The sequence below is a fragment of the Nocardia coffeae genome (assembly GCF_019890715.1).
GTDB lineage: Bacteria > Actinomycetota > Actinomycetes > Mycobacteriales > Mycobacteriaceae > Nocardia > Nocardia jiangxiensis.
Window position 1 is genome coordinate 326,177 of record NZ_JAINZY010000001.1, and the last position, 26,843, is coordinate 353,019.

Here is a 26,843-nt window from a genome sequence, read left to right on the forward strand (position 1 = left end):
ATGTGAAGTACAGCCCCTCGGACAATGTGTGGACATTGGTCACGTGAATATATTTCCACCGACCCCGAGCAGGCATCGGAGATAGTCCCGGCAAACTCGGGCGAGCAGCGGTTCGGCGGTTCGGCGGTGCATCGACGTCCGCGCACGACATATCGAGCCAGGTCGTGACTGTGATTCACCATCTCGACCACACCTGGAGCCCGGCCGCTCCGAGGCGCGCCGGCCGCTTTGTTTCACCTTTTGTCATGTTATTCGTACGGCATCGTCACCGCTTATCGGAACCGAGTTCGTTCAGCACGTCGGGTGTCTGCACGAGCCTGTCGGACATGGTGGTGGCGATGAATCTGGGGATGGTGGGTGCGAAGAGTTTGAGATAGTACTCGAGCCATTCGCGACGGCCACTCAGGAAAGGAAAATCGGTCGGCACCATTTGGCGGATAGCGAGCAGCGGCAGCGGCGCGTCGAGAGCTCGGAAGTCCGGGTTGTGCAACCCCGCGACGGTGCACCCCGGATAGAACTGTCCGAGCATCAAACCCTGTTCGACGAACCGGGATTTCTGCTCACGTTGCACAGCATCGATATCGGCATATTCGGTGAGGTCGGGGAAGACCGCGAGGACGGCTTTGAGTTTGGCGCCGGGTTCGTCCCGCGGTGGCAGGTCGGGAAACAGATCGTGCAGGTCGTCGACGATCGCGGTGATGCGCTCGCGGTCGATGTCACGACCCGGGATGAACGCCGCCCACAGGAATCGCTGGGCGACAGCGTGACTGGTGAAGGGGCAGACCAGGCCGGGCCGACCGAGATCCGGGTGGGGTCGGCACAGGTATTCGACCATCCACCGGCGCAGTTCGGCAGCATGCGGGGGCGCGTCGACACCGGTGGTCAGATCGGGGGCGAACAGATTGGACGGTTCGACGCCGGAACGTGTTCCGACGATTCGGTCGGTGTTCATGATCGGCTCGTCCTTGCTGAGATGGATGACTCGGTAGGCGCGGTGCGGGTCGACCGGAGGTGCTCGGTGAGGACGAAACCGATGGCACGGAGCGAATCCTGCTCGGTCATCCGTTCGTGCCGAACGGGAATCCGGTGCTCGGTGATCCGCCCGCTGACGTAGGCGCTCCACGCGCGAGCAGGTGAGGTGCCGCCGTCGACGTCGCTGTCCGCGGCGCTGAAGTAGATCAGATCACCATCGAACCGAGTCGGCCGATGGTTCCAGGTGAGGTCGACCAGGCGGGTGTAGTCGCGCTGCAACCTGACCAGATGCTCGGGAGTCACGCTGGTGAACAGTCCACCTTGCCGGTGCAGCAACTCGGTCGCGGCCTCTATGGTCGCCTCGGCGGGGTCGCCCGGAAGGGCGAAACCGCCGAACTCGGCGAGCATCGTCGCCACCGAAGGCGTCGGCGCACGGAAACTGCCGGCCGTGACGACCCGGGTGTCCATCATGGCCAGGGTGTCCACGGACTCGCCGTCGCGGCGCAGGCGGACGGCGATCGCGTGCGCGATGGTGCCGCCCAGCGAGTAACCGAGCAGGTGGTAGGGACCGTGCGGTTGGATCGACCGGATCTCGCGCACGTACCGGGCGGCGAGCTGATCGAGCGTCTCGAACCGCGCGGTCGGGTCGGCCAGCCCCGGCGATTGCAGCCCGTGGACGGGCAGGTCGGGATCGAGGTACCGGACGAGTCCGCTGAAACCCCAAGCCAATCCGAGCGCCGGGTGGACACAGAACAGCGGCGCACGGGGTCCGGCGGTCCGCAGCGGCAGCACGACCGAGAGCGCTTCGGCGAGATCCTGTTCGCCGGAGTCCCGCCCGGCGAGGTCATCGCGACCGCTGTCGATGCGGCGGGCCAGCGATCGGGGCGTCGGATCGGTGAACAGCCACAGCAGCGGCACGGTGACCCCGATGGCCTCCGCGAGCAGCGCCACCAGTCGGGTGGCGGACAGCGAGTCGCCGCCGAGCGCGAAGAAGCCGTCGTCGCTGCCGATTCGCTCGATATCGAGGGTCTTGCCGAAGGCATCGCAGATGGCGGCTTCGAGCGGGGTGGCCGGAGCGCGGAACTGCCGGCGCAGATCGGGTGCGGGCAGCGCGCGGTGATCGAGTTTGCCCGTGGTGGTGAGCGGTAACCGGTCGAGCGTGACGATGGTGGTGGGGATCATGTGGCTGGGCAACCGGGTGACGAGGTGCGTGGTCAGCACCGCGGGATCGGGTGTGGTGTGCGCGGCCGGCACCACGTAGGCGGTGAGCTGCTCGGTGCCGTCGGGTCGGGTGTGCACCACGACGGCGGCGCGCGAGACGTCGGGGTGGGTGCACAACGCGGTTTCGATATCGCCGGGTTCGATGCGATGGCCGTTGACCTTGATCTGCAGGTCGCTGCGGCCCACGAAGCGCAGACGCCGGTCACCGGTCCAGGCGACCAGATCGCCGGTGCGATACATGCGGGTTCCGGTCGGCCCGTACGGGTCCGGGACGAATCGGGCTGCGGTGAGCGCGGGTTGCCCGTGGTAGCCGCGGGCGATGGCCGGTCCGGACAGATACAGTTCGCCGGCCACTCCGGGCGGGACGGGACGCAGTCTGCGGTCCAGTACGACCGCGGAGAACCCGCGCGCCGGGCCGCCGATCAGCGGCGGACTGTCCGTGACCGTGGTCAGCGGGGCGTCGCGGCAGCTCAGAATGGTGGTCTCGGTGGCCCCGTAGGTGTTGATCAGGCTGCGTTCCGGCACCCACCTGTTCGCCAGATCCGGCGGGCACATCTCGCCGCCGAGGATCAGCGTGTGCAGGGTGCCGAGTTCGTCGGGACGCAGCGAGGCGAGCACGGTCGGGGTGAAGGCCGCATGGGTTACGCCCGCCGCGGCGATCCGCTCGGCCAGTTCGGCACCGGCGACCACTCGCGCCGGAGCGAGCACCAGGGTGGCTGCGGCAGCGGTGGCGGCGAGCCATTCGAGGACCGATACGTCGAAGCTCGGCGAGGCCGCGGCCAGCATTCGGGACGATGCGGTGAGCCCGAAGCCTTCCCGCGCTTCGACGGCCAGATTCGCGATACCGGTGTGGGTGACCACGACCCCTTTGGGGGTTCCGGTGGAGCCCGAGGTGTAGGTCAGGTAGGCGGGGTGCTCGGGCCGCAGCGTGGTTGTGCGCTCACGATCGTCGATCGCGGCGGCCGACGCCGACGCCGTCTGCGTCGCGAACCGGGCGCTGTCCAGGTTGAACCAGATGGTGTTGTCCGGCAACCGATCTCGATCGGCCAGCGTCGTCAACCCCGCGACGGCACCGGCATCGGCGAGAATGCCGGCGATCCGGTCCTCGGGCTGAGCGGGGTCGATAGTGACGAACGCGCCGCCGGTCTTGGCGACCGCCCAGACGGCGGTCACCGCGTCGATGCAGCGCGGTAATACCAAGGCCACCAACGACTCCGGTCCCGCTCCGGCGTCGATCAGCACTCGTGCCCACCGGTTCGAGGTCTCGTCGAGTTCGCGGTAGGACAGCGTTTCGCCGTCGGAGACCACCGCGTCCGCGTCCGATTTCGCCGCTGCCGCAAGCACCTGCGGCAACATCACCGTCTCCGCGCTGGGAGCACCGCGCACGGGAACCAGTGCGGCCAACTCGTCCGGGGAGAGCAGTTGCACCCGCTGGAGTGGTAGATCGATGTCGTCGGTGATGGCGTCCAGGACGCGCAGCACTCGGCCCGCGAGAGCCTCGATCGCGTTGTCCGCGAACAGTTCCGGCAGATACTTGAAGGTCAGCTCCAGCCGGTCGCCGAGGTGGACGATCAGGCCCAACGGATAGTGCGCGGCCTCGCGCCCGTGCACATCCAGGACGTGCATCCCGGCGATATCGGTGTCCTGCGACAATCCGCTGGTGTCGACCGGGTAGGACTCGAAGATGGCCACGGTGTCGAACATCGCGCCCGGCCCGGCCACCTGCTGGATCCGGGCGAGGCCGAGGTGGTTGTGGTCGAGCAGCGCGGTCTGTTCGGTGCGAATTCGCCGCAGCAGCCCGGCGAGCGTTTCGCCGTGGTCGAGCCGGACCCGGACGGGCACCGTGTTGACGAACATTCCGATCATCGATTCGATGCCGGGGATCTGCGCGGGACGCCCGGAGACCGTGGTGCCGAATACGACGTCGTCACGCGCGGTCGCGTCGGCGAGCACGATCGCCCACGCGGCTTGGACGACGGTGTTGAGCGTGGTCTCCTGCTGGTGGGCAACGGCGTTCAGAGCCGAGGTGCGGTCCTCGCTCAGCCGCACCTGAACGTCGCGAGCGGCGTCGGCCGGGCCGCTGCGATCCGCGCGCGCCAGCAGAGTCGGCTCGGTGACGCCCTCGAGCGCCCGCGCCCACGCGGTCTGCGCCGCATCCTGATCCTGGTTCTTCAGCCACGCCAGGTAATCGCGATAGGGACGCGCCGGGGCCAGTGCGCCCGGGGCGCTGTCGGCGGCATAGAGGATCAGCAGTTCCCGGATCAGCAGTGGAGTGGACCAGCCGTCGATGAGGATGTGATGCATGCTCAGCAGCAGTCGGTGCCGCTGCGGGGATGTGCTGATCAGCGTCAGTCGCAACAGGGGCGGCGCGGTCGTGTCGAAGTGCCGGTCGGTCTCCATGAGGTCGTCCAGCGCGGCCGCGGTGTCCGCGGATTCTGCCAGGTCGATCCGGGTGAACGGCACGTCGACGTGCGAATGCACGACCTGGACCGGTTCGCCGGAACCGTTGCGCGCGAACGCGGTCCGCAGATTCGAGTGCCGTCCGAGGAGCGTCTGCGCGGCGCGGCGCAGCCGGTCCGGGTCGACGCGCCCGCCGAGTTCCAGACAGAGTTGCACGATGTAGTCGTCGGGAGTTCCGTCGGCGAGCTGGGCATGGAACAACAGCCCCGCCTGCAGCGGCGTCAGCGGCCAGATGTCTTCCAGCGCAGGGTATCTCGCCTCGAGCCGCGCTATCGCGGCCTGATCGAGGTCGACCAGGCCGACATCGGAGGGCGTCAGCCCACCGGCGCCGGGCCGGGTCGCGTGGTCGGCCAGGGCCGCCACCGCGTCGCGCCACAGTTCCGCGATGCCGGTGACCTCGGCGGAGCCGATCGGACCGGACGGGAAGTCCCAGGCCGCGGTCAGCGCGGGTCCCTCCGGTGTGTCCACGGTGACCGCGTTGACGCCCAACAGCATTGCGGCCGAGGCGTCGGCGGGTTGGACGCTACCTGCGGCGTCGCCACCAGCGGGTATCCACCCACTCTCGCGCAACGCATCCGGAATGGTGTCGAAGCGGCCGAGATAGTTGAAACTCACCTGGGGTTCGGGCAGCGCGCCCAGGACGCGGGCGGTGTCGGGGTCGAGGTAGCGCAGCAGCCCGAAGCCGATGCCGTGACGGGGAACCCGGCGCAGCTGTTCCTTGACCGCCTTGACGACCGCCCCTGCCGCAGCACCGCCCGCGAACGCGTCATCGATGTCGATACCGGACAGGTCCAGCCGGACCGGGTACGTGGTGGTGAACCAGCCGACCGTCCGGGTGAGGTCGGCGCCGGGCAGGACCGTGTCGTGGCGGCCGTGACTCTCCAGAGTCAGCAGCGTCTCGGTGACGTTCTCGCCGTGGCGATCCCGCCATCGGGTCAGTGCCAGTGCGAGTCCGGCGACGAGGGCGTCCTCCACGGTGCCGCGGAACACCCGGGGCAGGGTGGTGAGTACGGCACGGGTCGTGGTGGTGGGCAACGCCATCCGGACGGTGCCGACGCCGGCCTGGACGTCCGCGGCCGGATCCAGCGGGCGCGTCCCGAGCGGCGGATCATCGGCGGCCGCGAGTGTGTCACGCCACCAGTCGAGTTCGTCGTGGTTCGCCGCAGCGGTGTCCAGAGCGTGCGCCCAGCGCCGCATCGACGTGCCGACGGGCGCGAGGCTCGGTTGTTGTCCGGCACTCACCTGGGCGCCGGCGACGGCGAGGTCGGGAACGAGGATCCGCCACGACACTCCGTCCACCACGAGGTGATGCGCGACGACCAGCAACCGGCCCGGCTGGTCGGCGCAGTCCAGCCAGACCAGTTGCAGGACGACGCCCGCAGCCGGGTCGAGGCGCTCGGCGGCCGAATGTGCCTGGGCATCGGCGATCTCGGCGAACGCCTCGCTGTCCGGCGACTCGTCCACCGACACGTGCTGGACGAGTCCCGCGGCCGACACCCCGGCCGGTCGCACCTGCAGTGCCCAGCCCGACGGCTGTGCCGGATCGGGTCGTAGCCGGGCCCGCAGCATGTCGTGGCGATCGATCACCGCTTGCACGGTCGCCGCGATCGCGATCCGGTCGATGCCGGTCGGCAGCGTGAGCATCACCCACTGACAGAATCCGTCGAATCCGCCACGCTCGGCCATCCAGCACATGATCGGCGTCAACGGCATCGGCCCGACCCCACCGCCGGGCAGTTCCGCCGGAAGGGCCGCCGCCGCACCGCTGTCGGGGACGGCGATCCGGGCCAGCCCGGCAACCGTCCTGCCCTCGAACACATCCCGCACCGAGAACACCAGCCCCGCCGCCCTGGCGCGCGTCACCAACTGGATCGACATGATGCTGTCGCCGCCCAGGGCGAAGAACGAATCGTCCAGCCCGATCGTGTCGACGCCCAGCACTCCGGCGAACAGCTCGGCCAGCGTCGTCTCCATCTCGGTGACCGGCGCCCGGAATTCGGTTCTGTCCCTGCCGAAGTCCGGCTCGGGCAGCGCGCCGCGGTCGAGTTTGCCCGTCTCGGTCATCGGCAGCGCGTCGAGCACCAGAACGGTCGCGGGCACCATGTGCGGAGCCAATCGCTGCCCCGCGAATGCGAGCACCGCGGCCGGGTCCAGCTCGACGCCCGGCTCGGGCACCACATATCCGATCAGTCGATCGCCGGTCGTCGCGCTGTGGTGCACGGCCGCCACCGCGCGGGCCACTCCCGCGCAGGCCAGCAGACCCGCTTCGACCTCGCCCAGCTCGATGCGGAATCCGTGCACCTTGACCTGGAAGTCCGTCCGGCCGACATAGTCGAGCGTCAGCCCGTCCTGCGGTAATCGCAACCAGCGCACCAGATCCCCGGTCCGGTACATGCGCTGCCCCTGCGCCGCGAACGGATCGGCGACGAACCGCGAGGCCGTCAGACTCGTCCGGTTGCGGTAACCGCGAGCCAGTCCCGGACCGGTCAGATACAACTCGCCGACCACTCCCAGCGGCACCGGCCGCAACCACGCGTCGAGTACGACCTGCTCGACGCCACGGATCGGCCCGCCGATCGTCGCGGTCCGGCCCGGGGCCATCGGCGCACCGGCATCGGTCTGGATGGTGGCCTCGGCGGGGCCGTAGGTGTTGAACAGTCTCCGGCCCGGAGCCCACCGCGACACCAGTTGCGGCGAGGGCGTCTCGCCACCCAGCACGACCGTCGCCAGATTCTGCAACCCGGCCGGGTCGACCGTGTCCAACGCCGTGGGCGTCAAGGCGGCATGGGTCACCGAGTTCTGCGAAATGACCTGTGCCAGTTCGATTCCGCCGAGGACGGCCGGCGGCGCGATCACCAGCCGTCCGCCCGACGCGAACGCCCACAGCAGTTCCAGGACCGCGGCGTCGAAACTGGGTGACGCGGCGTGCAGCACCCGCGCACCCGGCCCGATCTCGAACCGCGCGCACTGCTCGGCCACCAGATTCGCCAGCCCTCGATGCGAGACCACCACGCCTTTCGGTGTCCCCGTCGACCCGGACGTGTAGATCACGTAGACGGCATCATCGATCCGGACCGGCCGAATTCGCTCGGCATCGGTCACCGCGATCGACTGCGACGCTGCCGCCTCCGCTGTGACCTCCGGCTCGTCGAGGACCAGCCACCGCACCGATCCGGGCAGCCGATCCCGCCACTCCGACAACGTGATTCCGGTCGCCGCGCCCGAGTCGGTGAGCATGTGCCGGACCCGATCCGCCGGATTGCGCGGATCCACCGGGACGAATGCCGCCCCCGACTTCGCCACCGCCCAGACTGCGAGCACCGACTCGAACGAGCGCGGCAACGCGACCGCGACACCGGTTTCCGGTCCGGCCCCTCGGCCGATCAGTAGGCGCGCCAACCGGTTCGACTCCGCATCGAGCTCACCGTACGTCCACTGCCGGTCACCGCACACCACCGCGATCGCCCCCGGATTACGAGATGCCGTGTCCGCGAACAACTCCGGCAACACCCGCTCCGGCACCGGCGGCGCGCCCGACATCGGCGCGAACTCGCGATGCTCCTCGGGCGTGAGCAGATCGAGCTGCGCCGGCGGCAGGTCCTGGTCGGCGACGACGGCGCCCAGAACCCCCAGGACCCGGCCCAGGATCGTCACTATCGTGGCGTGGTCGAAGAACCCGGGCAGGTATTTGATCTCCAGGTGCAGCCGGGTGTCGATGCGCCCGACCAGGCCCAGCGGATAGTGCGCCGCGTCCAGGCCGACCACGTCGACCAGCCGCATCCCGGCGATGTCGGTGTCCTCGGTCACCCCGTAGCGGTCGATCGGGAAGGACTCGAACACCGTGATCGTGTCGAACATCGCTCCCGCCCCGGCCACCCGCTCGATCTCGGCGAGGCCCACGAACTGGTGATCGAGCAATGCGGCCTGCTCCGCCTGGACCCGATCGAGCAACTGCCCGAGGGTCTCGGTGGTGTCGAGACGAACGCGCACCGGCACCGTGTTGATGAACAGCCCGATCATCGATTCGATGTCCGCGATCTGCGGGGGCCGTCCGGAGACGACCGCACCGAACGTCACATCCTTCCGGGATGTCAACGCGCCCAACACGATCGCCCACGCCACCTGGATCATCGTGTTGAGCGTGATGCCACGGGAGCGGGCGCAGGCGGTCAACGCCGCGGTCTGCTCCTCGGTGAGTTCGCCTGCGACATCCCGTGATTCGGTGTCGCGACGGCCGCGATCGGCCGCCGCCACCAGGGTCGGCTCGTCGGCGCCGTCGAACGCACGGGCCCAGGCAGCGAGCGAGGCCGCCGAGTCCTGCTGCCCCACCCAGGTCAGGAATTCCCGGTAGGGGCGCACCGGCGGCAGTGCCGCCTGGTCGCCGTCGGTGGCGTAGAGCACCAGCAGCTCCTTCAGGAGCAGCGGCGTCGACCAACCGTCGAGCACCAGGTGGTGATCTGTCAGCACCAGCCGGTATCGCTGCGGTCCGAGGGTGACCAGCATCCAGCGCAGCAGCGGGGCGCGAGCCGGATCGAACCGGGCGGCGCGGTCCGCGGCCATGAGCAACTCCCACTCGCGATCGAGTGCGCTCTCGTCCAGCCCGGACAGATCCAGCTCCGACCAGGGGGCCTCGGCGTGGTCGTCGACGACCTGCACCGGTCCGGCGCCGGCATCGGTGACGAAGGCGGTGCGCAGATTCGCGTGCCGGGCGAGCAGCAGACGTGCGGCTCGATGCAGCCGCCGTGCGTCGACCCGGCCGCGCAGTTCCAGGACCAACTGTGTGAGGTAGGTATCCACCGACTGCTCGGACACCAGCGCGTGGAACAGCAGGCCCTGTTGCAACGGAGCCAGCGGCCAGACGTCGCTCAATGCCGGATACCGGTGCTCGAGTCGTTCGATCTCCGCCTGTCCGAGCCCGACCAGGTCCAGATCCGAGGGCGTGTGTCCCCCGCTCCCGGCACGGCGGACGTGAAGCGCCAAGGCGGTCAGCACCCGGCGCCACGAGTGCGCCATCTCGCGCACCTCGTCGTCGGTGAGCACCCCGGCGGGATAGGTCCAGGTCGTTCGCAACCGCGGCCCGGTCGCATCGTCCAGGATGACGGCGCCGACGCCGAGCACCGCCGTCACCGGCATATCCGGATCCTGCGTACCGGCCGACACGCCATCGCCCGGGACCGCGCCGGTGTGCACCGGCACCCATCCGGCCACCGGCATCTGTTCGGTGATCCCGGTGTCGACGCGGCCGAAGTAGTCGAACGCGATCTGCGGCGGCGCGGTCGCGAGGATCGGTCCGGTGCCCTCGTTGAGATACCGCAGCAAGCCGTAGCCGATCCCGTGGTCGGGGACGCTGCGAAGTTGTTCCTTGACGGCCTTGACCGCCGCCCCCAGCGCCGACCCACCCATGCCCGCGTCGTCGAGATCGATGTCCGAAAGATCCAGGCGCATCGGGAAATTCGTGTCGAACCAGCCGATCGTCCGGGTCAGATCCGAGCCCGGGACGACACCCGCGGAACGGCCGTGCCCGTCGAGGCTGATCACGACGTCCGTGGGCGGGCCGCTCGCGGCAACCGGTCCCTGCTCGCGACGCCACTTGGTCAGCGTCACCGCGAGGGCGGTCAACAGCCCGTCCTCGACACTGCCGTGGAACGCCGCGGGCACCTCGCTCAGCAGCGCCTCGGTCACCTCGGGGTCCATCTCGCCCCGGATCGTGCGGGCCGTGCCGACCGTGTCGATCGCGGGATCCAGGGGACGCGACCCGATCATCGGATCATCCCCGGCGGTCATCGCCTGCCACAGTTCGAGTTCCGCGACCCGTTCGGCGCTGTGGGCGGCCTCGACCAGTCCGTACGCCCACCTGCGCATCGAGGTCCCGGTCGGGGCCAGATCGGGTGGCCGCCCGGATTCGATCCGCGCCCACGCGGCCGCGAGGTCCGGCGCCAGCACCCGCCAGGAGACGCGATCGATCGCCGAGCGGTGCACCACCACCAGCACCGCGCCCCGCTCCGCCGGGCCCGCCGGATCCAACCAGACCACCTGCGCCACGATCCCGGCGCCCGGATCCAGTCGATCCGCGGCGGCATCCACCTCGGCCGCCGCCAGCGCATGCAGTTCACCGCGGCCCAGACCCGCTGCCACCGGCACCCGGACGAGTACGTCGTCGGCTCGAATCATGCCGACCGGCAGCACATCCCACGTCCGATACCCGTCGGGGCGCGTGCCGAGTCGCGCGCGCAGCATGTCGTGCCGATCGAGTACCGCCTGCACGGCCTCGGTGAGCCGGCGCCGGTCGATCCCGGCCGGCAGATCCAGGATCATCGTCTGCGCGAGGCGGCCGAACCCGGGCCCCGCCCGCTCCAGCAACCAGCGCATGATCGGTGTCAGTGCCAGCGGCCCCACGCCCGCGCCGGGCAGTTCCGCCGGAAGCGACAGCGCCGCGGCACTGTCCTGGATCGCGACCTGGGCAAGTCCCGCAACGGTTTTGCGCTCGAACACATCGCGCGGGGAGAACACCACACCCGCTGCTCTGGCCCGGGTCACCAACTGGATCGACATGATGCTGTCGCCGCCGAGAGCGAAGAAGGAGTCGTCGATGCCGATGGTTTCGGTGTCGAGCACAGCGGCGAAGGTGTCGGCGATGAGGTGCTCGATCGGAGTTCGAGGCGGCCGGTACGGCGCGTCGTCGGCGAACACCGGTTCGGGCAACGCCCGGCGATCGAGCTTGCCCGTCGGCGTCAACGGAATCCGCTCCAGCACCACGATCGAAGCCGGCACCATGTATGCGGGCAGACGATCGGCGAGATATTCCGTCAGACCTGGAGTGTCGATCGAATGTCCCGGCGCGGCAACGATATACGACACCAGCGACTGAGCTCCCGAATCGGCGCGCCAACCGATGGTCGCGGCATGACCGACGCTCGGATGACCCGCGAGCACGGCATCGATCTCACCGAGTTCGACACGCAGACCTCGGATCTTGACCTGGAAATCGGATCGGCCCAGATGCTCGATCGCACCGCCCGCCGACCAGCGGACCACATCACCGGTCCGGTACATCCGCTCACCCGGCAACCACGGACACGCCACGAATCGCTCCGCGGTCGACCCCGTCCGGTGATGGTATCCGCGCGCCAGAAGCCCACCGGCAACATACAATTCACCGGCCACACCGACCGGCACGGGCGCCAATCGCCGGTCGAGTATCCACGCCGAGACGCCACGGATCGGGTGACCGATCGTGACCGGTTCCCCGGTGACCAAGGCAGTGGTCAGCGTCGCGACGATGGTGGTCTCGGTGGGCCCGTAGGAATTCAACAGCTTCCGATCGGTGCCCCACCGCTCGACCAGTTCGGTGCCGAAGTTCTCGCCCCCGACGACCAGATGATCCAGATCCGTCAGCGGCCAACGGCTCCGGTCGATCGTGGACATCGTCGAGGGGGTCAGGCAGGCCAGGCCGACGTGTTCGTGGTCCAGCAGCTCGGCGAGATCGTCGCCGACCACCTCGTCGCTGGCCGCGACGACCATCGTGGCACTCGAGTGCAGTGTCACCAGCAGCTCCAGGACCGAGACATCGAAGCTCGGCGAGGCCAGATGCAGTGTGCGGGTTCCGGATTCGAGGTTCAGCGCTGCCGTGTGCTCGGTGGCGCAATTCAGCAGTCCTCGATGGGTGACCGCGACGCCCTTGGGCAGTCCGGTCGATCCGGAGGTGTAGATGACATAGGCGATGTCGTCGACCCGCAGCGGGCGCACCCGATCGCCATCGGTAACCGGCCGGTCGTCGCCCCGGTCGAGGACGTCCGGCGTCAGCCAGTCGATATCGTCCCCGGGTAGTCGGGCGCGTGCGGCGGCCACCGTCAGGCCGACGGTCACCCTCGAATCGGCCAGCATGTATTCGACGCGTTCGGCCGGATTGGCCGGATCGATCGGCACGAACGCGGCGCCCGCCTTGGCTACCGCCCACACCGCCCGCACCGAATCCGCAGACCGCGGGATGCCGATCGCCACCACATCCTCCGGACCGATCCCCCGCTCGATCAGTTGCCGAGCCCACCGATTCGACTGCTCGTCCAACTCCCGGTAACTCCACCGCTGCCCCTCGAACACGATCGCCGGAGCATCGGGATCCGATCCGACTGCGGTGGCGAACAATTCGGGCAGAGTGACCGGAGCCGGCGACGCCGGGCCGCGACGGCTCAGCAGATCGGCGCGCTCGGCGGGGTCGAGGATGTCGACTGCCCCGACCGGGATGGTACGGTCGTCGGCCACCGATTCGAGTATCCGGATCCATCGCCGGGTGAGGGAGTCGATCGTCGCGGCGTCGAACAGATCGGTGGGGTAGGTGACCGCGACGGTCATATCGCCGCTGTCGTGGTCCTGCGCGAGCACGAATTGCAGGTCGAAGCGGGACACCTGGACGGGCAGGTCGATCACCGACAGGTCCAGATCGGGCAGTTCGAGCGCCACCGGTTCCAGGTTGTGGAACGCCAGCATCACCTGGAACAGCGGATGGCGCACCTGGGATCGGTGCGTCACGAGCCGGTCCACCACCTGTTCGAAGGGAACGTCGGCGTGGTCGAATGCCTCGAGGTCGGTGGGGCGGACCCGGTCGAGCAGGTCGGCGAAGGATTCCTCGAGGTCGATCTCGGTTCGCAGCACCAGGGTGTTGACGAACATTCCGACCATGTCGTCCAGCGCGGCGATGCCTCGCCCTGCCACGGGTGTGCCGATCGCGATATCGGTGGTGCCGCTCATCCGGGCGAGCAGCACCGCCAATCCGGCGTGGATCGCCATGAATAGCGAAGAATTATGCTGCCGCGCAACATCTTCCAGCGCACGCACCAATCCGGCACGCAACGAGAAGCTCACCGTGGCCCCACGATTCGACAGCGCTGCCGGACGCGGCCGGTCGAACGGCAGGCGAAGTTCCTCGGGAACTCCGGCCAAGGTTTCCGACCAGTATCGAATCTGCCGGGCGCACAACGATTCCGGATCGTCCGGTGAGCCCAGGACCGCGCGCTGCCACAGCGCGTAGTCGGCGTATTGGACGGGCAGCGGGATCCAGGACGGGGCTGCGCCGCGGATCCGGGCGGTGTAGGCAGTCGCCACGTCGCGGGCCAGCGGCGTCATCGAGAAGCCGTCCGCGGCGATGTGATGCACCACCACCGCGAGCACGTGTTCCTGCGCATCGGTCGTGCGGAACAGCCGGGCGTGCACCGGCGCCCGGGTGCTCACATCGAAGCCCTCGGTGACGAATTCGGTTATCGCCGAGAGCAATCGGTTCGCGGGAACCGATACCAGGGGCAGTTCGTGGTCCACGTCGTCGATGGATTCGATCAGTTGGATGAGCGTTCCGTCGTGATCCGGGTACCGGGTGCGCAAGGATTCGTGCCTGTCCAGTACGTCGATCATGGCCGCCCGGAGCGCCTCGAGGTGCAACTCGCCACGCAGCCGGATGACGATCGGCACGTTGTAGGTGCCCGCGCCGGTGTCGTACTGGTTGAAGAACCACATCCGCTGTTGGGCCGGCGCCAGCGGAACCAGATCGGGGCGCGGCCGGGCAACCAGTGGCGGCCGCCCGCGCCCGGTACCGGAATGGGCGTCGATCCGGGCCGCGAGCGTCGCCACCGTGGACGCCTCGAACAACAGTCGCACCGGGACATCGGTATCCAGCGCGGCACCGATTCGCGCGGCGATCCGCGTCGCCACCAAGCTGTCTCCGCCGAGGGCGAAGAAGGAGTCGTCCACACCGACCGCTTCGATGCCGAGAGTTTCCTCGAAACACCCGGCCACGATCCGCTCGGTCGCCGTCACGGGAGCCCGGAAAGGTATGGCATCGGCGAATACCGGCTCCGGCAACGCCTTACGATCCACCTTGCCCGCCGGTGTCGACGGAATGCGATCCACCGCCATGATCGACGCCGGAACCATGTACGCCGGCAACCGATCACGCAGATGATCGAGCAGTAGCCCCGTATCGATCGAACAGTCCGGCGCGGCAACGACATACGACACCAGCGACTGCGCCCCCGAGTCGGCGCGAAAACCGACGGTCACCGCTCGGCCCACGGCCGGATGAGCCGTCAGAGCCGAATCGATCTCGCCCAGCTCGATCCGCAGACCTCGAATCTTCACCTGGAAATCGGACCGGCCCAGGTGCTCGACCGTCCCCGCGCTCGTCCACCGAGCCACATCTCCGGTCCGGTACATCCGCTCCCCCGGCGCCCACGGACAGGCGACGAAGCGTTCCGCCGTCATCCCCGCGCGATGGTGGTACCCACGGGCCAACAACCGGCCCGCGACATACAACTCCCCCGCCACCCCTACCGGCACCGGCTCCAGCCGCTGATCCAGAATCCATTCCGCCACACCGCGAATCGGAGCACCGATCGTCACCGGATCGTCCCCCGCCAACGGGGTGCTGTGGTTCGTCATGACCGTGGCCTCGGTCGGCCCGTAAGCGTTGACCAGCTCACGGCCTCGACCGGCCCAGCGCCGCACCAGCTCCGGCGGGCAGGTGTCACCGGCCGTGACCACGACGCGCAACGTGTCGAGACCGGCCGGATCGACCGACAGCAACGCGGGCGGTGTGAGCACCGCGTGCGTCACGCGCTCGCGGCGCAGCAGCTCGGCCAGTTCCGCGCCGCCGTAGGCGCCGGGGGCCGCGATCACCATCGTCGCCCCCGCGCCCGTCGCGAGCAGCAACTCCCAGACCGATGCGTCGAAGCTCGGCGATGCGACGTGCAGGGTCCGCGAAAGCGCGTTCACCCCATAGCGTTCCCGCTGTTCGTCACCGAGTGCGGCCAGACCCGCATGGGTCACCGTCACGCCCTTCGGGACACCGGTGGAGCCCGAGGTGTAGATCAGGTAGGCCGGGTGCTCCGGGCGAAGTGCGGTCGTCCGATCCCGGTCGGAGATCGGACGGGCATCCGAGGTCTCGTCGAGGTCGTCCGCGATCAGCCAGTCGATACCGTCCGGCAGTTGCGCGCGCGCGGACGCCACGGTCACGCCCACGGCCGCCCCGGAATCGACCACCATGTGAGCTTTCCGCTCGCTCGGATACCCCGGATCGACCGGTACGAAAGCCGCTCCCGACTTCGCCACCGCCCACACCGCCGCCACCGAATCCAGGCTTCGCGCGATGCCCACCGCGACGACGTCCTCGGGGCCCACCCCACGCCGAACGAGCAAGCGCGCCAAGCGGTTCGACCGCTCGTCCAACTCCCGGTAACTCAACCGCCGCCCCTCGAACACGACCGCGGACGCGTCGGGATTCCGCCGCACCGCCGCGGCCAGCAGCTCCGGCAACGTCGTCACCGTCGTCGCGGGGTCGCCGGCACGAGAGGCCAGGTCGGCCCGTTCCGCGGGCTCGAGCACGTCGATCGCGCCGACCGGGACGGTCGGGTCCGCGGCTACCGATTCGAGTATGCGAATCCATCGCCGGGCGAAGGAGTCGACCGTCGTGGCATCGAAAAGGTCGGTGGCGTACGCGATCGTGGCTGTCGGCGCGCGGCCGTCATGATCTGCCGACAGTGCGAATTGCAGGTCGGCGCAGGATATCTCGCCGGCGGGGCCGACCTCCGGCGGATCGAGATGCACGAACCCCGGTTCGATCGGTCGCCCGCTCCCGAACGCCAGCATCACTTGAAAGCGAGGGCGCCTCGACCTGGATGACCGGTCCGCTACCTGTTCGAACGGGATATCGGCGTGGTCGAATGCCGCGAGATCGATCTGCCGGATCCGGTCGAGCAGGTCGGCGAAGGACTCCTGCAGATCGATTCCGGTTCGTAGTACGAGGGTGTCGACGAGCATTCCGACCGTGTCGTCCCGCGCGGTCGCGCCTCGTCCCGTGGCGGGTGTGCCGACCGGGATGTCGGTGGCGCCGCTCATCCGGGCCAGCAGCACCGCCAGTGCCGCGTGGATCGCCATGAACGTCGAGGAATTATGCTGCCGCGCAACATCTTCCAATATCCGGACGGTCCCCGCAGGCACCGCGTAGCTCGCGGTGGCGCCCCGGTTCGACAGCACCGCCGAGCGCGGCCTGTCCGAGGGCAGCCGGAGTTCCTCGGGAAGATCCGCGAGCACGGACCGCCAGAACATCTGGTTCTCGCGGCGGCGGCGGATCCGCGCGCCGACCGCGACGCTGCCGGGATGGACCCGTCCGAGTTCGATATCCGGGGTGGCAGCAGCGAATTCGTCGACGAACTCCGCGAAATCGGTGCAGTGCGCCGAGAGTTCCGGGCCGGTGTAGAGGCGGGGATTGGCCAGGAACTGCAGGAGCGTCCGCGGCGGATCTCCGGTGCGATACACGTCGACCAGCAGATCCTCGACCGGGCCGGAGCTGAGGATGTGGAATTCCCCGGTCACCGAGCCGAACTGGATTCGCTGGTCGAACAGCATGACATTCACCACCGGGCCCGCGAAATGCCGCTGTGCCCCCGGAGTCCCGATGGCGGCGCGAATGTCGGCGAGGCCGAACCGCTGGTGCCGTAACACCCCCACCAGATCGGACTGCACCCGCAGCGCGAGCGTGGCGACGGTGTCCGCGGCATCCAGGACGATCGGCAGCGGTGTCACATTGACGAATACGCCCCCGGACCGCCGCAGCACGGCGGTCGTGCGACCCGATACGGGAATGTTGACCAGAACCTCGTCCCGGCCCGTCCTGCGGGCCAGGTAGCAGCCGAATGCGGCGATCACGACCGCGGCCGGGCTCGCCCCCAATGCCTGTGCCGAACGATCGATTCGCGCCACCGTCGTCGCCGGCAGTTCGGTCACGGCGACCACGCTGTCCGCGCTCGCGGGCGCGTGGCCGGCAGCCAGGCTGAATTCCGGACGGACACCGGCGAGTCTTTCCAGCCAATATGCCCGGTCGTCGGCGAATCGCTTCGATTCCCGGTAACTGCGGTCGGCCTCGTAGAGAGTCCGGATATCTGCGGCCCGGTTGGGTTCCGGCGTCTGGCCCTCCACCAGCGCGGTGTACAGCGCCGCGATCCGGTTCACGATCATCATCGCGCCGTAGCCGTCCAATGCGACGTGATGGCTGCGGCAATACAGCAGATAATGCTGATCCCCGACCTGCAGGATCGCCGTGGCGACCAACCGGTCCCGGGTCATGACCAGCGGCGCGGTGTACTCCCGGCGCATCCACTCCAGGGCCGCGGCGATCGGATCCGGCGCATCACGCAGGTCGACCACCGGTCCTGCGGACTTCAGCGACGGGTCGTACACCTGATAAGGCACACCATCGGCCTCGACAAGTCGCAGATACCCTGACTGGAACTCTCGGCCAGCTCTGATCGCCGTCTTGCGCAGCAGATCTACTTCGAGATCACCTCGAAACTCGATATACTGCGCCTCTGATATGGGCACTTCCGGACTGAATTTCTGCGCCAGCCACAATCCCTGCTGCCCGGCAGAGAGCGGTATCGGCTGTATGGCTGACAGGTCCGGCTCGGTATCTTTACTCGATCCCGGGGCGGAATCGAGTTGGAGTCGCGGAACGGTCATTGTTTCCTTCTAACCCCGACCGCCCACAGTATAAGCAGATAATCGCATCGGTGTACATCGGTGTACACCGGAATATTTTTCCGTTTCCCGCCCGACTATTGGTGACTTTCGTCTTTCGATTCGACGACTATGTGCCCTTTTCATCCAGCATTCGCGGCACTTGTTTCCGGCTGAGATTTTCGAATTCCTCGACCATTCATTTATACCTGTTCGCTGAATCGCCGTCCACCATTTCGATGCCGGAAGTACTACGCCGGATGGCGATCTACCGATTGCGTCGTTCCAGGAAGCGCTGCACTCGATCCCGGTGCACCGCGGACCAGGCTTGCACCCGAACCGCCCACCACGGGGCGACGGCGCGGGGTTTGGCGGTGACCGCGTACGCGATGAGATCGGCGGCTTCCTCGACGGTCAGCGCGGCGATGTGCCGGAAGTCGGTGGGTGCGCTCATCCGGGTGTGCACCAATGGCATGTAGACCGAGGTGGTGGTGACGTGGTCACCCGCGATTTCGGCGGCGATGCTGCGCAACCAGACGTCGAAGGCCGTCTTCGAGGCGCCGTACGCCGACCACCGCGGACTCGGCGGCATGAGCACGCCCCAGGTGGAGACGTTCACGATATGTCCCTGCTTGCGTGCGCACATCTGCGGCAACAGAGTAAGAAGCAGCCGAACCGGGCCGAGATAATTGATGTCGATGGTGCGGGTGAAATCGTGGAAGCGGTCGTAGGACTCGGCGATCGGCCGTCGAATCGACTTTCCCGCATTGCTGATCACCATATCGATATGCCCGTACTCGGCCAGCAGTGTCCGGCCGAGTCGGTCGACCGCGGCCGCATCGGCCAGGTCGGTCGGGTACGCGCGGGCCGTGCCGCCGTCCCCGGTGATGTCCGCGGCCAGTTGTTCCAGTTCGGGACCGGAACGCGCGACCAGCAGCACCACCGCTCCCGCCGCGGCGAGTTTGCGCGCACTGGCCTTGCCGATACCGTGCGAAGCGCCGGTCACCAGCACTGTCTTGTCGGCGACTGCCGCACGCAACGCCTTCTCGCTCGGCCGGAATGTCGGGTAGAACAGCCGGATCGCCACCCGCTGGGGAAGCGACCGCTCACGATGTGTGACCGGCGTCTCATCCACAGCTTTCGACTGTATCCGCCACTAACCCCCGGAACGAATGATCTGTTCGATATTGCGCTCGGCCAGCGCGCTGATCGTCAATGAGGGATTGACCGTTCCGGTACTGCCCGGCACCGCCGCACCGTCCATGACATAGAGGTTTCGGTAACCACGCACCCGGCCGTATGCGTCCGTTGCGCGTCCGATCACCGCGCCGCCGAGCGGATGCGGGGTGAACGACGCATCCGCATCCCGCGTCGCCCGAATACCGGACCGGCAATCACAACCCGCTCGCTTGTTGACTTCCCGCGCTCGCGCGACCGCGGCGGCCGACCCGCCGGGTGGCCACTGCAGAACCACCCGCCCGCCGGCCGGGTCGTAGACGAACCGGCCGCGGGTGTCGTCCAGGACGATGCCCAACGATCCGAGCACGGTGGTGTCGAAGTACGACGTGCCGGGGATGAACCAGTTCTCCAGTGCCACAGGCATTCCCGCCTCGTCCAGAATCCGGCTCGCGGACGGTGCGCCCTGCAGGCCCACCTCGAACGTGTCGAGCGGCCGAGCCAGCGCGACGTCGCCGTTGCCGCCCCAGCCTTCGCCGATGTGTTCGTTCAGATTCGGCAGCGCGCCGGTCGCCCGCGCGCGCACCAGCAGTTCGGAGGTCCCGATCGAACCCGCGGCCAGGAACAGCTTGTCGCAGGTCAAGGTCCGGGTGCGGAGCACCTCACCGGTGGGGGCGAGCTTGGTCACCGCAACGGTGTATCGGCCCGGCGCTCCCGGTTCCACGCCGATCGCGTCCACGCGGTGGCCCGGATGGATCCGGGCGCGGCCGGTGCCTTCGGCGTCGCGCAGATAGTTCTGGTTCAGATCGAATTTCGCACCGTTGGCATTGCCGAGGTTCGAACAGCCGACCGTCGCCGATGCCCTCGATCGTCCGGCCAGCTCGCCCCGGACGATGTCCCACGTCCACGCACCGGCGATGGGCTGCGGCGTGTACCCGGCCGCGCGGGCCTGTTCGTCCCAGGCCCGGGAGTGCGCGAACGCGGCGGAGTTGTAGATGTCGACCGGTATCGGGCTCGGCCGCAACATCTTTCGAACCCTGGGGTAGTAGACCCGGTGCATCTCGCGATAGTCCACGACACCGCGGAACACATGATCGAAGAATCGCTGCTCCGGTTCGATCATCACCCCGGTGAACACCACCGAGCCGCCGCCCACACATGCTCCGCGCCACACGTCGATGCCCGGGTAGCTGCAGACATCCAAAACCCCGCCGAACGGATCGATGACCTGCGTGACCCCATCCACCCCGGTGAAACTCGTGCGATGCCAGAAGCCGCGGCCATCGGGAAGCGTGTCGACGGCGAAGATGTCGCGCCACGGATCATTCGGCCAGCGCGACCCGCGCTCGAGCACCGCGACGCTGGTCCCGGCCTGCGCCAGGCGCAATGCGGTGACCGCCGCCCCGAATCCGGATCCGACGACGATCGCGGGTACGTGATCGGCCGGATCCGGCACCGGGGCGAAGATCTCCGGCACCAGCATGCGATAGATCGGCGTGTTCGGGCTGAAGTTGTCGGCCCGTGCGACCGGCGTCCCGGCGCGCGCGAGAGCGAGCAGCGCCGCGGCCGACCCGGCGCCCTGGAGAAATTCGCGCCTGTCCATGATGGCTCCTCGTCCGATTCGAACGTCGCCCCATCACCCGCCGACGCCCACAGCCGCTGCGCCGGACATAGCGACTACCTATCATAGGGAGTAAGTCGAGGGCGGGAGGTGACGATGTGATTCGCGCATGGACCCGATGGCTGCTCACGCATGGCCTGCCCCGGACCTATCTGCGATTCTCGGCGTATCGGGGTGACCCACTCGGACAGATCGCCGTCGGCGACGATCGCCTGCTCGGTTCCTCGCCGTATATCGAACAGATCCGGCGGCGGGGGCGCATTCCGCGGATGTCGGGGGTGCACGTGACCGCGGACTACGAACTGTGCCGGCTCATCCTGCGCGACCGGCGCTTCGGCGTGGTCTCACCCGATCACCCGGCCCTGCCCAAGCCGATCCGCTGGATGCTGGCCAAGACGGATCTGGGACTTCCCAATCTGGGCGAACCGCCCTCGATGCTGGTCACCGATCCGCCGGATCACACCCGATTCCGTCGCGTGGTCGGGCAGGCGTTCGGTCCGAAGGCGATCGCCATGTTGGAGGAGCGAATCGGCGAAGTGGCCGATGAACTGGTCGAACGTCTGAAATCGAATCCGCGACCGAATCTGATCAGCGACTTCGCCGCGCAACTACCGGTCACGGTCATCGCCGAAATTCTCGGGCTGCCGGCCGATATGCATTCGACCCTGCTGAAATGGGGCGATTCCGGTGCACCCCTACTCGAACGCGGCCTGCCCTGGGCCACCTACCGGCACGCTATCGAAGATCTGGTCGAAGTCCGGCAGTACTTCGACCGCTATCTCGACGGCCTCACCGCCGAGCCGCGCGATGACGTACTGAGCATGTTGGTCACGAGTGAAGATCTGACACGCCGCGAACAAATGTCCAACGCGGCACTGCTACTGGACGCGGGATTCCTGACGACGGTGAACATGCTCGGCAACGGAATCGTGCTACTGACCAACCACCCGAACCAGCTGGAGCTGTTCGCCGCGGACCCGGGCCTGTGGTGGAACGCGGTCGAGGAAATCCTGCGCTACGACGGCCCGGTGCGCATGACCGGCCGGGTCGCGAACTGCGACGTCGACATCGCCGATCAGCACATCGCGTCGGGTTCGCTCGTCCTGCTGTCCCTGGCGGGAGCCAATCACGATCCCACGGTCTTCCCCGAGCCCGAACTGTTCGATGTGACCAGAGCCAATGCCGCAGAACATCTCGGGTTCGGTAGCGGGATACACGGATGCCTGGGCTTCAGGCTCGCCCGATCGGAGGGCGCGATCGGTCTGCGAGCCCTCTTCGAGAAGTACCCGGATCTGAGCCTCGACGGCCCACCGATCCCGCACCCCCTGCGAAACCTGCACGCCTACCGGTCGATGCCCGCCACACTGGGCGCCCGCTAGTCCGGTTGCGGCCCGTTGTTCACGAGCGTGCGGTCGCCGCCGTAGTGGGCGAGCACTCGGCGATCCATCACCGTGCGCCACAACGGCGGGAACAAGGCCAGCACGACCATGGTGGCGTAGCCGAACGGCAGCTGCGGCGCCTCGCCGGAGCTGCGCAGCGTCTGGTAGCGACGGCCCGGATTCGCGTGGTGGTCACTGTGGCGTTGCAGGTGGAACAGGAAGACATTGGTCACCAGGCGGTCGCTGTTCCAGCTGTCCCGCGGTGAACATCGCAGATAGCGGCCGTCGGCGCGCCGACCGCGCAGCAGGCCGTAGTGCTCGACGTAATTGACCGTCTCGAGCAATGCGATGCCGACGATGGCCTGCAGAATCAGAAAGGGGATGATCACGGGCCCGAAGACCAGGATCAACATGCCGAACAACACGGCGCTCATCGACCATGCCTGCAACAGGTGGTTGCCCAGGCTGAACCACCGTCTTCCCTGCTGGGACAAGCGTATTCGCTCCAGGGCGAGCGCCGAACGGAAGCCGCCCAGGACGGTCCTGGGCAGGAATCTCCAGAGCGACTCGCCGAATCGGGCGCTCGCCGGGTCTTCGGGTGTGGCGACGCGGGCATGGTGGCCGCGATTGTGCTCGACGTAGAAATGCCCGTAACAGGATTGCGCCAGTGCGATTTTCGAGAGCCAGCGTTCGAGCTGTTCGACACGGTGGCCGAGTTCGTGGCCCGCGTTGATGCCGACGCCGGACACGAACCCCATGGTTGCGGCCAACCCCACCTTGTCGACGAGCTTCAGTTCGGGACTGGACCACATGAATCCCGCGACGACCAGTCCGACGAACTGGATCGGCAGGAAAACGTAGACGCACCAACGGTAATAACGATCGTTGGCCAGCGCCTCGTAGTCCTCGTCGCGGATGTTCCGAGTGTCGATTCCCATCGCCATGTCCAGCAGTGGGATCACCCCGAGCACGGCGATCGGGCCGATCCACCAGAACACTTCGAGCCCGGTGAACCGCACCAGCTGCGAAGGCAGCAGCGCGCCCGCGGGCCCCAATGAACTCAAGACCCAGAGGTAGCGTTTGTGATCGCGAACCTGGGCACGTCTGAAAACCGTCATAGCCGTCTCCCTCAGCCAACCGACGATGATCAACGCACGACGCCGCGATGCGGCATTCTCACAAGGGCCTCAGCGCCTGGGACATTCGTTCGGTGCCGGTTCACCACGCAGTCGCGCATTGAGCCAGTCGTCGAGTCCGGGATAACTGGTGGCGTAACTGGACAAGTGCTCGCCGGGCACCGTGCGGAACACGGCCGGAACGCCCCGGCTGCATTGTTCGCCGTACATGCGCTGAACGTCCTCGATGGGAATCCAGGGATCCCACGAACCGTGGTAGATGTACAGCGGCACGCCCGAGGTCCGATTGGTCAGATCCAGTTGGCGGTACAGGTTTTCGGCCGCCGGACTGTCGAGCGAATTGCTGATGTTCGCGGCGGCGTCCATCGGGATACCGACCGCGCCGAGCGGTCCGTCGGCGTCACCACACAGATCGCGCGTCGGCGAAGTCACCACCCACTGCGCGAGGTTGTTCATGTACTGGAGCATCTCGGGATGTTCGCGCGCTATCGCCGTCGTTACCGACAGCATGATGCCGGAGGCGATCCAGCCGTTGAAACGGTGGGCGATATCCCGGTAGTCGGTGACCAGTCCACCCGAAGCCACGCCGGTCAGAACTCTCGACAATTCCGGCGCGTACTCCCGCTGCAACATGGCGGTCGCGTACGCGGCGATCGCTCCGCCCGAATAACCCGCGACCGCATAGCGGCTGTTATCGAACTCCGGCAAGGCATTTCGCACCGCGCGAATGGAATCGAGCATCATGTGCCCGGCCACATTCGGCTCGCCATATGCCATCAGCGGACCTTCGTGATCGGGCAGCAGAACCGCGTGCCCCTGGTTCAGGGAAGCGTAGAGGGCCGGCATGAACCAGACCAGATCGGTATTGGTCCGATCGAATAGGTTGTGCGACAGCTGATAGCCCGGGGTGCAGTGCATCCCGAGGGCATTGATCGGCATCGCGTTCACCTCTACCGGGCGGGATCCCGGACCGTTCCACGCGGCCGCCGGGGTGATCAGCGTCGCGGTGCCGAAGGAGGGTGTGCCCGTCGAGGAGGTGGAGCGGAACTTCAACAGCACCGCGCGGCGGATCGGTACCGTCATGTGCTGCGCGGTCGTCGCCGTCACGTCACGGGATTCGATGATCTGCCCCGGTTTCAGTGCGGCGAGATTCGGGGGCCAGGCATCGAACATCCGATCCCCGGTCGGCGAGGACAACATCGCACGCCACAATGCCGCCTGATGATCGGCGGGGGTGGAAGTCAACTGCGGCGCCTTGATGTTGTGGTCGATCCAGCTCTGCAACGGGGAGGGCGGGGAATTCACCGGAAACACCGGTGACGGAGCGACATTCGGGCCCGGATCCGCCCCGGCGGGCTGTTCGACCGACAGCACGCTACCGACGAGAACAGCTACCACGATCGCCAGAAACCCTCTCACAAGCCAACATCCTTTGTTCGGACGAAACTGCCGGGGAGTGCCTCTAGGTGATGGTTGCCATGTAAAGCGGCATTATCAAGGGCCTTTGTTCTCTAACCAAAAAGGTCTATTGCACGATAATTGCGTTCGGGGAACCGCGACCTGCGCGTTCGAGGGAACGGCACAATGGATCACATGTCAGTGGGTGGAGAAAGCACCACCCCGGCGGAGGCGTTCGGGCGCTACCGGCTGTTGTCGCTGCTGGGTGAGGGCGGCATGGGCCAGGTATGGCGGGCGCACGATCTGCTGACCGACCGGGTGGTAGCGCTGAAGGTATTGCCCGAGCGCTTCACCGAGGACGAGCAGCTGCGCGAGCGGTTCCGCAGGGAGTGCCGGACGGTGGCACAGTTGACCGAGCCGCATGTGATCCCCATCCACGACTTCGGCGACATCGACGGTCGGCTCTACCTGAACATGCGCCTGATCGAGGGCACCGACCTGCACGCGTTGCTCATGCGAGAAGGGGCCTTGTCGCCGCGGCGGGCGGTCTCGATCACCGCCCAGGTGGCGGGCGCGCTGCAGGCGGCCCACGACGCCGGGCTCGCGCACCGCGACGTCAAACCCTCCAACATCCTGCTGTGCGCTGATGATTTCGCCTACCTGATCGACTTCGGGATCGCCCACGCCGCCGGCGACCGAACGCTGACCAAGGTCGGCGAGACCATCGGCACCGTCTCCTACATGGCGCCGGAGGCGATCAGCGCGGCTGTCAAGACCGACGCCCGCGTGGACGTGTACGCGTTGGCGTGCGTACTGCACGAGTGCCTGACCGGTCAGCCACCGTTCGTGAGCACATCGGGCATGGAAGAGGTGATCGCCCATCACCTGCGGACCCCGCCGCCGCGCCCCAGCACCACACCCGGGGTACCGGCTGCCTTCGATGCGGTCATCGCCAAGGGAATGGCCAAGGACCCCGACGATCGCTACCAGACCGTGCGCGAGCTGGCCACGGCCGCACGCGCGGCGGTGGGCGAGCCCACGGCCGACGGCACCCAGGCCGTGCCCGCGCGCCGGGGACGGCGAATCAGGCTGTCGCGCAAGGCCGCCTGGCTGCTGGCCGCCTCGGTCGCGGTGGCGGTGGTGGCCGTCGCAGCGGTGATCATCGGCGTGCGACTGGGGTCGGGCGGCAGCGGCAACTCACCCGCCCCCATCGGCCCGGCCTACTCGTCACAGATTCCGCTGCCGTTCACCGGCGTCAACCTACCCACCGGTGTGGCGGTCGACACCGCGGGCAACGTATACGTCGCCGACATCGGTAACGACCGGGTGGTGAAGCTGGCGGCGAACGCATCGACCGCGATCCCGCTACCGTTCACCGGACTCAAGAACCCCCAAGGCGTAGCAGTCGACACCGCGGGCAACGTGTACGTCACCGACACGAGCAACAATCGGGTGGTCGAGCTGGCAGCGAACGCATCGACCCCGACCCCGCTACCGTTCACCGGACTTCGGAATCCCCAAGGCATATCAGTCGATACCGCGGGCGACCTGTACGTCACCGACCGGGGCAACGATCGCGTGGTGAAGCTGGCGGCGGGCGCACCGACACCGACCGCACTGCCGTTCACCGGACTCAAGGATCCGCAGAGCGTGGCAGTGGACACGGCGAACAACGTGTACGTCACGGAATTGGGTGGTGACCGGGTCGTGAAGCTGGCGGCGGGCACGTCGACCCCGACCCCGCTGCCGTTCACCGGACTCAAGGATCCCCGGAGTGTGGCAGTCGACCGAGCGGGCGACATCTACATCGCCGACCGCGGCAACGAATGGGTGGCGAGGTTGGCAGCGGGCGCATCGACCCCGACCGCACTACCGCTCACCGGACTCAAAGATCCCCAGGACGTAGCAGTCGACACGACGGGCAACATATACGTCACCGACCTGGGCCCCGATCCGGTCGTGAAACTCCCGATCGGCTGA

8 protein-coding genes are annotated in these 26,843 nt (G+C 67.7%); 2 read left to right on the plus strand and 6 right to left on the minus strand.

What is annotated here, in order from left to right; genetic code table 11:
- Positions 1 to 265: 265 nt before the first annotated feature.
- The 4 genes from K7711_RS01500 to K7711_RS01515 all read right to left on the minus strand — a co-directional run bounded on the left by K7711_RS01500 (position 266) and on the right by K7711_RS01515 (position 20,932).
- The gene (locus tag K7711_RS01500; RefSeq protein ID WP_222964161.1) at positions 266 to 952 is read right to left on the minus strand and encodes a DUF6875 domain-containing protein; all 687 of its coding nucleotides are present in this window, start codon (positions 950 to 952) and stop codon (positions 266 to 268) included.
- Positions 949 to 18,156: a non-ribosomal peptide synthetase gene (locus K7711_RS01505; RefSeq protein ID WP_222964162.1), complete on the minus strand. Its 17,208-nt coding sequence runs from the start codon at positions 18,154 to 18,156 to the stop codon at positions 949 to 951. The genes K7711_RS01500 and K7711_RS01505 overlap by 4 nt, the downstream gene beginning before the upstream one ends.
- Before the next feature lie 265 nt (positions 18,157 to 18,421).
- Positions 18,422 to 19,288 (minus strand): SDR family NAD(P)-dependent oxidoreductase, encoded by an 867-nt coding sequence (locus K7711_RS01510; protein WP_308014395.1) that lies wholly within the window; start codon positions 19,286 to 19,288, stop codon positions 18,422 to 18,424.
- 21 nt (positions 19,289 to 19,309) lie between these two features.
- Complete coding sequence (locus tag K7711_RS01515) at positions 19,310 to 20,932, minus strand: GMC oxidoreductase (protein WP_222964164.1); 1,623 nt, start codon at positions 20,930 to 20,932, stop codon at positions 19,310 to 19,312.
- A 116-nt stretch (positions 20,933 to 21,048) separates the two neighbouring features.
- Here K7711_RS01515 and K7711_RS01520 point away from each other — a divergent pair, with 116 nt between their 5' ends.
- A complete protein-coding gene (locus tag K7711_RS01520; RefSeq protein WP_222964166.1) occupies positions 21,049 to 22,329 on the plus strand; it encodes a cytochrome P450 in 1,281 nt (426 codons plus the stop codon).
- On the opposite strand, the gene K7711_RS01525 is transcribed toward K7711_RS01520, so the two are convergent.
- Positions 22,326 to 23,447 carry an alkane 1-monooxygenase gene (locus tag K7711_RS01525; protein WP_222964168.1) on the minus strand — a complete coding sequence of 374 codons (1,122 nt, stop codon included), beginning with the start codon at positions 23,445 to 23,447 and terminating at the stop codon, positions 22,326 to 22,328. The two genes, K7711_RS01520 and K7711_RS01525, sit on opposite strands and share 4 nt — an antisense overlap.
- Before the next feature lie 69 nt (positions 23,448 to 23,516).
- The gene (locus K7711_RS01530) at positions 23,517 to 24,884 is read right to left on the minus strand and encodes a lipase family protein (RefSeq protein WP_308014396.1); all 1,368 of its coding nucleotides are present in this window, start codon (positions 24,882 to 24,884) and stop codon (positions 23,517 to 23,519) included.
- Between the two features lie 174 nt (positions 24,885 to 25,058).
- On the opposite strand from K7711_RS01530, the gene K7711_RS01535 reads away from it, so the two are divergent.
- Positions 25,059 to 26,843 carry a serine/threonine-protein kinase PknD gene (locus tag K7711_RS01535; RefSeq protein ID WP_372460086.1) on the plus strand — a complete coding sequence of 595 codons (1,785 nt, stop codon included), beginning with the start codon at positions 25,059 to 25,061 and terminating at the stop codon, positions 26,841 to 26,843.